The sequence below is a fragment of the Nonomuraea sp. 10N515B genome, assembly GCF_052245915.1.
In the GTDB taxonomy this organism is placed as follows: Bacteria; Actinomycetota; Actinomycetes; order Streptosporangiales; family Streptosporangiaceae; genus Nonomuraea.
In genome coordinates, this window is the sequence record NZ_JBQQBQ010000140.1 from 1 (window position 1) to 8,171 (window position 8,171).

An 8,171-nucleotide genomic window follows, 5' to 3' on the forward strand; every position below is an offset into this window, starting at 1 on the left:
GCTGAAGGACGCACACGAGGCCCGGGTTGCAGCCCGGCGAGAACTACGCCAGGATCCCCTATAACCCCTCCCGCGACTGATGGGTATTTAAGACCCGATCTGGTGCATTTTCTCTGACACACCTCGGACACGCTCTTTCACAGCTGGCCGCTGCTCAAGCCCACCCGCGTCCTCATCAGCACGGAGTTCGTCTACCGGGCGCACTGTCGCGAACTGCTGGACCGGGTCGCCGCAGGCCAGGACACCCGGCCCGGCACCGCAGCCGAAGCATGCTGCGCGTGCTGTCACGCCAGCCTCATCGCCCCGTTGACCTCCCCCGCCGCCAGCCTCTACCTGCGCTGTTGGGCGCAGGCTTTCCCCGACCACGTGATGTTCGCCGACATGCACAAACACCACGAGGCGCTGGAAAGCAGCAGCATCGACGACCTCGAGACGGGCCTGCGGCGCAAGCTCACGGTCAAGGACCGCGCGCTGGGGACGATCGAATGCTCTGGCCGCCACCACGACGAGCCCGTGCAGTGCCGATACGCGGGCCTCGGCCTCAGCGGCCTGCCGCTGCCGGGCGATGCCAGCAGGCGCCGCTCCACGACCACACACCCCGTCCCGGCGGCCGCGCGATCGAGCAAGACCAAGCGGCGGCGTCCGCCGCTGCCGGACCCGCTGTTCTAGCCACCCGGCAAGGAGTCCCGTCCCATGGACCTCGCCATCAATCACGTCCCGGTCGACGCCGTGGTGCTGGACGCCGGCCCCGCCGGCAAGCTGCGCGTACGGGCCCGTCCCAACCCGGCCACCGGCACGCTGGCCTGCCACGTCGCCAACTCCAAGGTTAACGGCACGTTCACCCCTGGAGCCCGGCTACGACCTCAACGACATCGACCCCGGCACCACCTGCCTGATCATCCACTACGGCGGCGAGCTGCCTGTCGAGGCCCGCTCCGGCCGTCACCGCCCCGACCGGCCGGTGATCCACCGCACCACCCGCCTGGTCGACTCCAACATCATCGACGCGGCACGGGCCCGCGACGGCGCTCGCACACCGCGCGAGCTCGGGCTGGGCGTCGTCTGGCGGCGAGACGCCTGCAGCCGCCACCACCACGCACCAGTCCCGCGACGCGTCGCTAACCAGGTGGCCGCCGTGTTGGCTGCGCTGGCCATGTACTGGCTGGACCGCCTCGACCTCGACCAGCTCCGCCGCGCCGCCGCCTGCCGCACTATCCGCCGTCACCGCTTGCTGGCTCGCCAGCACGAGGCCATCACCCAGCACGAAACCGTCCTGGCCAGGCTGCGCCTCCAGCTCAGCCGCATGCAGCAACTGCTGCGCGACCACGAGCGCGAGCCGACCGGCGCCCCGCCGCCTGGCGACAGCTGACCGCTCTCCGTGAGGACCCCCGCCGGCCCCCCGGCGGGGGTCCTCACATTCCCGCACCTGGAGGACCCGATGGTCCAGATGCCGATCGTCGTCGGCCTCGGCGGCGGGGTCGACTCCGTCGCGGCCGCGACCCGAACAACTCGCCCTGCTCTGAAAGGACACCAACGTGGAGGACGACAACACCCTGTTCGACCCGCCGCCGGCCTCCGACACGAAGACGTCCGGGGCCACGCAAGGCTGGACGACCGTCACCCGGAGGAAGGTGACGGTGACCATCGAAGACGAGTTCGGCGCCGCCGAGGCCATCGTTCGGCCGGGCCAACGCGATTTCTTCCCCCGCAACGCCATCTACCGGTGGGTGTGGACGCCCGGGGGCGGCTGGACGCTCTCCCTGTACGAGGTGAGCGGACCCAACCGGAAAGCGGACAAGTCGGTCGGCCTGATGACCGTGACGGAACGCAGGCACGGAGCCGCCCCTGGCTCGTGGGCCCAGCTGCCGGACTGGTTGTACCTGGCCATGGCCGCCACGCTGCCCAACTGGGAGCCGCCCGCAGCGCAGCTGCAGCCCGCCGAAGACGCGGTCGAAGCCGTCATGGCGACGGTCGACGAGTCCATCAGCGTGCGCGCCGACGACGACTTGGAGCGGGGGCGGACGTGGTGACCCGCTCCGCATGGTCGGCCGCCTCAGAAGCTCGCATCCGCCGGCGAGCCGAGCGGAAGGAGCAAACCGCGCAGCTGCTGGACCTCGGCATCACCGACCCGGCCCGGATCGGGGACCACCTCGGCGTCCACGAACGGACCATCCAGCGGTACCTGCGGGAACTGCACGGCGACGTCGACCGGCGTGGGAAGGGCCAGGACGGGGAGTTCCTGCACCAGGAGATCAAACCGCAGGTGCTGGAGCACTTTCGCAAGTACCCGCATCTGCGGATCAGCGCCTCAATGCTCACCCGAGCGCTCCGGATACCGGCGAGGTCGTCTCGCCCCGTGCACCGCGCGCTGGAAAGCCTGGAGCACGACGGCCTAGTGCGGCGTGAGATCGGCACCCGCGGCAAGCCGGGCGACTACAGAAGCTGCGTGAAGGTGATCCTGTGGTCGCTCGCCGAGCAGGAGGCGGCCCGATGAAGGACCTGCTGCTCGTGGTGGCCAGCGAGCCGCGCGGCGTGGCCGCCCGCGACGCCGCCCATCACTGACACTCCAACCCTGCCGCTGACACGCCAGCGCCCGGAAGCGCCGGCATCGTGGAGCGCGGCCAGTGGCGGGGCACCCCCCATTTCCGGCTTCGCAGCCTGCGACACGTCGGGCGCGCCCCTGCAACCGCGCTCGTGCCCGTCCGGCCCGCCCTGGAGTCCCTGCGCCCGCGTGGTGGCCGGACGGGCACGTTCTGCCGTGTCCAGAGATCTTTTGCTGGCGCAAAACATCTTGGACCCCGGCAGAACCACGCGGTTGCGGGGCGCTTCTCCGTGCCGCTGACGGCTCGGCGCCGGAAGGAGGGGAGGTCCGCCGCCCAGGCGCGGGCCTCACGCAGCACCCCGCCTTCCGGCAGCCCAGTCGCTCAGCACAGGAGCTGCCATGATCTCGCTGACCCAGCCGCACACCGACGTCTCGGCTGAATTCGCCCCTGCCTTACTGGCACCCCGCCAGGACCAGCCCGCGATCGCCATCGTCGGCGCCTCCATCACCGGGCCCACCCTGGCTCTATTACTCCACCAGGCCGGACTCACCGACGTCACCGTCCTGGACGCCTCCGAACACCTGCACACACAGGCCGGTGGCGTCATCGGCCTGGAGCACACCTCCCTGGCCGCCCTGGACACCATCGGCGTCCCCCAGCACGAGTTCGTCCCCTTCACCAGCGAGCGCGTGATCGCGGTCAAGCTCGCCGGCCGCCAGGAAACCGACCGCGTGCACACCATGTACCCGGGCCGCTCCACCGCCTGGCACCTCATCAACAGCGCGCTGCTGGAGCGTCTCCCCCAAGGCTGGCTGCGGCTGGGCAACCGGGTCCAGGACCTGACCGCCGGACCCGACGGCCGCGCCCAGCTGCAGGTCGCGCACACCGACCCCGTCCACGCCGACCTGGTCGTCTTCGCCGACGGCCGCCGCTCGACCGGCCGCCGTCTCCTCGACCCCGGCCGCGACCTGCGCTACAGCGGCTACGTGGCCTGGCGCGGCCAGTCCCCGATCGTCCTGCCCGACCTGCGCGACTACACCCGGCTGGAACCACCCGGCGCGGGCTTCCACTTGTTTCCCGTCCTGCAGCGCGACGGCAGCATCGCCACCGACTGGACCTTCTACCTCAACCACTCCGACGAGGAGGTACGCCACCTGCTCAACGCCGACCCCACCCGGCGCACCTACGTACTGCCCCACCAGATCACCCCCCAGGCCCGGCAGCACGTCACCGAGCATGCCCGGCAGTTGCTGCCCACGTCCGCCGCCGAGATCATCGAGGCGACCGGCGCCTGGACCGCCGCACCCATCGTGGACATCGCCCCGCCCGAGCGCATGGTCTACCCCGTCGGCCGCCGCGCCCACGCCGTGCTCCTGGGCGACGCGCTGGCCCCGGTCCGGCCCAACACCGCCCGCGGCGCCAACGCCGGCATCGAGCAGGCCGCCGCCCTGACCGCCACACTCACCCAGCACCTGCGCTACGGCGCCGACCTGTCGGTGGCGCTGGAAGGCTGGCAGCGCCGCCTGCTGCCCGCCGTGCGGGCCGCGCTGGAGCTCGGACCGCAGCTGGGCGCCGCCCTCGGCCTCGGCAGACATCCGGTGCCGGCTTGAGCGGCAGCTACCGGCCAGCCCGGGCCATCCAACCGGGCTGGCACGTCCGCCTAGCCACCCCCGAAGGGGCTGACGACTGGATGCCCGTCTTGGCCCGTCTGGACACCGTCACCGACACCGGCCAGCGACGGGTTTGGCTCCTCGGCGACGGTCTGGCCGCCGTCGCGGCCGCCGCCGACCTCGTCTTCAGCCGCACCCCGCAAGAAGCGAGCGCCGCGAGCACCGCCGACCACCTGCACCGCCCGTAGATCCTGCCCTGCTTTCCGCGCCCGCTCTGGAGGGGCGGAGTCGTCACCAGACCCGCCCCCTTCCGGGGCACCCACCAGCAAGGAGATCGTCTTGGACACGGCCAACATGCCTGCCCCTCAGCCTTCGCCCGACCACGCCGGACAGCTGCGACATCTGACCCGCCAGCTCGCCGGTCACCTCGCCGACCAGCTGAGCATCCAGCCCTGCCCACCAGTCGAGCAGCTCGTCGGCGGAGGCCTCGCCCGGCTGCGCCGGACCATCAACGCCACTCGCCACGGCACCTCCGTCGACGACGCCACCGCCATCCGGCTCGCCATGGACCTGCACATCGTTCGCATCCGCGACGAAGCCTGGCTGGCCGTACAGGACGACCCGGCCACCATGACCACGACGCTGCTCCACTTGGCCGAGCGCACCCCGCCCTCGTTCGCAGCCCCCATCGGCACCCTTCGGGCCATTGCCGCCTGGTATCGAGGCGAGCTCGACACCGCCGCCCGTGCTGTTGCCGAGGTCCTGGCGATCCGTCCCTTCTACTCGATGGCGCAGCTGCTGACGCTGGCCCTGCGCTGCAACGTGCCTCCCGAGAAGCTTCAGGTGCGCATGCCCACGGCCGCCGAAATCGATCTCGTCATGGGGCCGCCCCGACCGGAGTGGCTGCAGCACCTGCAGCGGTCCCTGACCGACTACCTCGGCCCCGCGGGGCCGAGGACGGGCTGACCGGAGCCGGGGGCTCCAAGATCCGACCGCTCAGGAGGGGGCAAGCAACCGACCCTCTATCGTTCGGAGGAGCCGGCACGCCGATCATCAGCCCCCACCCCCCCGCCGTGGCGCGCGTCGTCCTTTGCCTCACGCCGCCGTACGGCAGCATCAGCACGCCGGCAAGGACACCGGCTCCGCGCCGCGCCGCCTGACGGACTCCGGCGCACGTGCCGCGATGGCTGCCGGCGGTCGCAGGCCCGCCCTCCCACCTCACAGCACGCCGGATGTCGCACGCCCCTTCCCACCATGTGGCTGACACGGCAGCCCACCACAGGCGCTGAGGTGAAGGTACTCGGGCCAGTGCGGTGTCCCCCTTTCCGGCTTCACAGCCTGCGGTACGGCGGCGCGCCCGCAACCGTCCTCTCGCCCCGCTTCGCGGTGCCTGGTGGGCGAGTTCTTCCTGTTCCAAGATCTTTTGCTGGCGCAAAACATCTTGGAACAGGCAGAAACCGGACGGTTGCGGGGCGCTTCGCCGTGCCGCTGACGGCTCATCGCCGGAAGGGGGACGGCCCGCCGCCGAGGCCCGGGCCCGCACCACCAGCCCTCTTCCGGCAGCCCGTCCACCAGCACAGGAAGGAAGGACAGCTCCCCATGCTGCCTGAGGTCAAGGCGTACTACGACGCCATCGACAGCCGGAACCACCGCACCGAAACCGACCGCGTGTACCACGCACATCCGGTTCCGGAATGGGACCACACCATGTCTCCCGACCAGGTCGCGGCCTACTTCGAGGCGGAGGACAAGCAGAACGCCGCCTTGCGTGAGCTGGCGAAGGCGCACAAGACGAAGCAGGCCGAGGCGTACCAGAACCTGGTCGCGTCCGAGGACCCGCTGGTGCGATTCCTGGCCACCGATCCGGAAGTCCGACGCTACCCCCAGCACGCGGACGCCGTGCTGAAGGCCCTGCCGATGAGCCGTGAGGAGATGGAGGAGTTCGGCGATCGCCAGGACTGGTGCGGCGAGTACGGGCGCCTGTTCAAGCGCGCGGAAAAGGCCGGCGTCCTGCCCGCGCCGACCCCGGACCTGGCGGACATCGAGCCGCTGGTGCGCGAGGTCGTGAACTGGTCCGGTATGAATGAGCGCCGCCTGCGCATCGTCGTCAAGAAGCACCTCCCGGACATCCTCGCCAGCGCCGAGGCCAAGGCCAAGGATGCGCAGCGATCCACGGAGGACCTGCCGGCGACCGCGTAGGTGATGGCCGAGGGCGGGGTGGCGAAGGTACGACCGTCCGCCACCCCGGCCCTGGGCTGCGCCCAGCACGGTGTCGAGCCGGGCAGGTCCTCGCGGATCTTCCTTCAGGTTCGAGGCCGGTGGCGAGCGCTCCTACGGCTGGGACCGCATCAGGAAGCCGGCCACCGTCAGGGAGAGGCCGACGAAGGCGACGAAGCCGCCGGCGCCTGCCAAGATGGCAAGCGCGACGGGGATGCCTCCGATCCAGGCGAGAATGCCGCCGATGGTGGCGACGATGACGCCGGCGATGACGAAGACCGCCACCCATAGACCTCGGTTGGTGTTCATGCGCGTTTTCCCTTGTGTCGTGGCAGGTCAAGCTGATGAACCTGCCTGTCGGCACCGGGAGCGGATTGCTTAGGAGCAAAGCGCTGGTTACGCTGCAAGTGTCTGTAGCAGGTACTTAGCGCCTGGATCCCAAGATCAGATCCCGGTGTTTGTGCCCGTTCGAGGGGCTCGGAACCGTCGCTAGCGGTTCCGAGCCCCTCGCGTTTCCCACGCCGATGTGAGCCATCTCTCCTGGAAAACCGGGAGACAGAGAAACACAAGGTGTGGTGAACTACATCGGTGTAACTACTAGATGTTGTGGATCAACCCTAGAAACGGTCTCCCATGAACGCAAGTTGAGCGCCTCCTTTCCGCTGTTTTGCCAGGTCGGTCCCCTTCGCGTTTGTACGCCGGGCGTGTCACACAGGGTTACCTAATGCCGACATTTGACTCACTGAGGGATATTTCTCCCTCTGGTGCGTGCATGTGGACCGAATTCTTTAAGCGTCGGCGCCTGACTCTGTGCGGCTTTGCGGCCCGCAACGAAGTTGCCGTTGCGCCTGGGCGCGAGCGCAGTCACGCGAGCAAGTGCAGGATCCCGGAGGTGCGGCGGCCAGAGAGAGCACCGGACGTCATCCTTCACCAGCAGACGGCGGGTCGGCGGCGGTCAGGTCGTCTGCCCAGAACGTGATCAATTCCTCGGCGGTGAACCGATCGAACGGCGGTGTGAGCGGGACTCGGCTGCTCTTCAGCGCCCAGATCGTCACCAGCAGGCATGCCATCTCCTCGGAGGTGCAGGGGCAATCGGGGTGCCGGCAACCACCGGGTCGCCCACAAGCACCCGTCCACGTGGTCCGCGCGGTGGCGGGTGACCCGGTCGGGCGGACGGTGACCGGGCGGAGTGGAGCGTCAGGGGCAGCGAAGCACAGCATCGAGTGCCCTTCAAATGGTCGGGAAAGGCAGGGCGACGATCACGATGCCGCCACTGGTGCGGCGCCGCCAGCGGTTCAAACGTGGTCGAACGATGCCGAATGCAGCGAGCGGATGTCGGCGAAGGGCCGAACGGAACCGGCCGGCATCGCGGCCGGGAGCCGGAAGCGTTCGACTCCATTCGGTTCCCTTCGATGCACGTCGAGGCCGGCCTGATCGTGCCGGGCAGGCTGACGGCGTGGAGGCGAATCTATTCGGACAAACTCGAATAGGTGATCGGCGCGCGGCTTGCCCCGTATCGGTGGCAACATGATTGCCGTCACGATTCGCTGATCCCCTCCAGTCACGGCGTGACCCCTCCTCCTATCCCGGATCACGAATCTGGCAACAGTGATGACTGAAGAGCACAGCGCTGCACATTGCGCTTTTATCGACCAGCTCAACGAGCTGAGGGAACAGGTGTAGGACGACGTTTTTTCTGAGCATGTAGGGCCTGATGAGCGACATGGACGATGTCCATGATCTTCAGGGCTGGTTTTGGGGTTGGCCTGGTTCGTGCCCGGCGACAACGTGAGCGTCAATC

General features: G+C 69.3%; 10 protein-coding genes. 8 read left to right on the top strand and 2 right to left on the bottom strand.

From position 1 onward, the window contains the following. The first annotated feature begins 306 nt into the window (after positions 1-306). The 8 genes from ACTWQA_RS58150 to ACTWQA_RS58185 all read left to right on the top strand — a co-directional run bounded on the left by ACTWQA_RS58150 (position 307) and on the right by ACTWQA_RS58185 (position 6,352). The gene (locus ACTWQA_RS58150) at positions 307-669 is read left to right on the top strand and encodes a hypothetical protein (RefSeq protein WP_443167350.1); all 363 of its coding nucleotides are present in this window, start codon (positions 307-309) and stop codon (positions 667-669) included. A 292-nt stretch (positions 670-961) separates the two neighbouring features. Continuing rightward, complete coding sequence (locus ACTWQA_RS58155) at positions 962-1,369, top strand: hypothetical protein (RefSeq protein WP_443167351.1); 408 nt, start codon at positions 962-964, stop codon at positions 1,367-1,369. 166 nt (positions 1,370-1,535) lie between these two features. After that, a complete protein-coding gene (locus tag ACTWQA_RS58160; protein ID WP_443167352.1) occupies positions 1,536-2,030 on the top strand; it encodes a hypothetical protein in 495 nt (164 codons plus the stop codon). Further along, entirely contained in the window at positions 2,027-2,494 is a 468-nt protein-coding gene (locus tag ACTWQA_RS58165; protein ID WP_443167353.1) for a hypothetical protein, read from the top strand. The genes ACTWQA_RS58160 and ACTWQA_RS58165 overlap by 4 nt, the downstream gene beginning before the upstream one ends. Before the next feature lie 447 nt (positions 2,495-2,941). Then, positions 2,942-4,153 (top strand): FAD-dependent monooxygenase, encoded by a 1,212-nt coding sequence (locus tag ACTWQA_RS58170; RefSeq protein WP_443167354.1) that lies wholly within the window; start codon positions 2,942-2,944, stop codon positions 4,151-4,153. A gap of 80 nt (positions 4,154-4,233) precedes the next feature. Beyond that, positions 4,234-4,401, top strand: coding sequence for a hypothetical protein (locus tag ACTWQA_RS58175; protein ID WP_443167355.1), 168 nt, complete (start codon positions 4,234-4,236; stop codon positions 4,399-4,401). Positions 4,402-4,492: 91 nt separating this feature from the next. Beyond that, positions 4,493-5,119, top strand: coding sequence for a DUF4192 family protein (locus ACTWQA_RS58180; RefSeq protein WP_443167356.1), 627 nt, complete (start codon positions 4,493-4,495; stop codon positions 5,117-5,119). 633 nt (positions 5,120-5,752) lie between these two features. Beyond that, positions 5,753-6,352, top strand: a complete 600-nt coding sequence (locus ACTWQA_RS58185) for a hypothetical protein (protein WP_443167357.1) — start codon at positions 5,753-5,755, stop codon at positions 6,350-6,352. Between the two features lie 132 nt (positions 6,353-6,484). Here ACTWQA_RS58185 and ACTWQA_RS58190 read toward each other — a convergent pair whose 3' ends face one another. Together ACTWQA_RS58190 and ACTWQA_RS58195 are read right to left on the bottom strand one after the other, a co-directional pair. Continuing rightward, a complete protein-coding gene (locus ACTWQA_RS58190) occupies positions 6,485-6,679 on the bottom strand; it encodes a hypothetical protein (RefSeq protein ID WP_443167358.1) in 195 nt (64 codons plus the stop codon). 611 nt (positions 6,680-7,290) lie between these two features. Next, positions 7,291-7,440 carry a hypothetical protein gene (locus ACTWQA_RS58195; protein ID WP_443167359.1) on the bottom strand — a complete coding sequence of 50 codons (150 nt, stop codon included), beginning with the start codon at positions 7,438-7,440 and terminating at the stop codon, positions 7,291-7,293. Positions 7,441-8,171 lie beyond the last annotated feature (731 nt).

What these genes read in the sequence shown, in the direction of transcription:
- ACTWQA_RS58170 (WP_443167354.1), top strand. Translation starts at nt 2,942, where the DNA reads ATGATCTCGCTGACCCAGCCGCACACCGACGTCTCGGCTGAATTCGCC.
- ACTWQA_RS58175 (WP_443167355.1), top strand. Translation starts at nt 4,234, where the DNA reads ATGCCCGTCTTGGCCCGTCTGGACACCGTCACCGACACCGGCCAGCGA.
- ACTWQA_RS58185 (WP_443167357.1), top strand. Translation starts at nt 5,753, where the DNA reads ATGCTGCCTGAGGTCAAGGCGTACTACGACGCCATCGACAGCCGGAAC.
- ACTWQA_RS58190 (WP_443167358.1), bottom strand. Translation starts at nt 6,679, where the DNA reads ATGAACACCAACCGAGGTCTATGGGTGGCGGTCTTCGTCATCGCCGGC.
- ACTWQA_RS58195 (WP_443167359.1), bottom strand. Translation starts at nt 7,440, where the DNA reads ATGGCATGCCTGCTGGTGACGATCTGGGCGCTGAAGAGCAGCCGAGTC.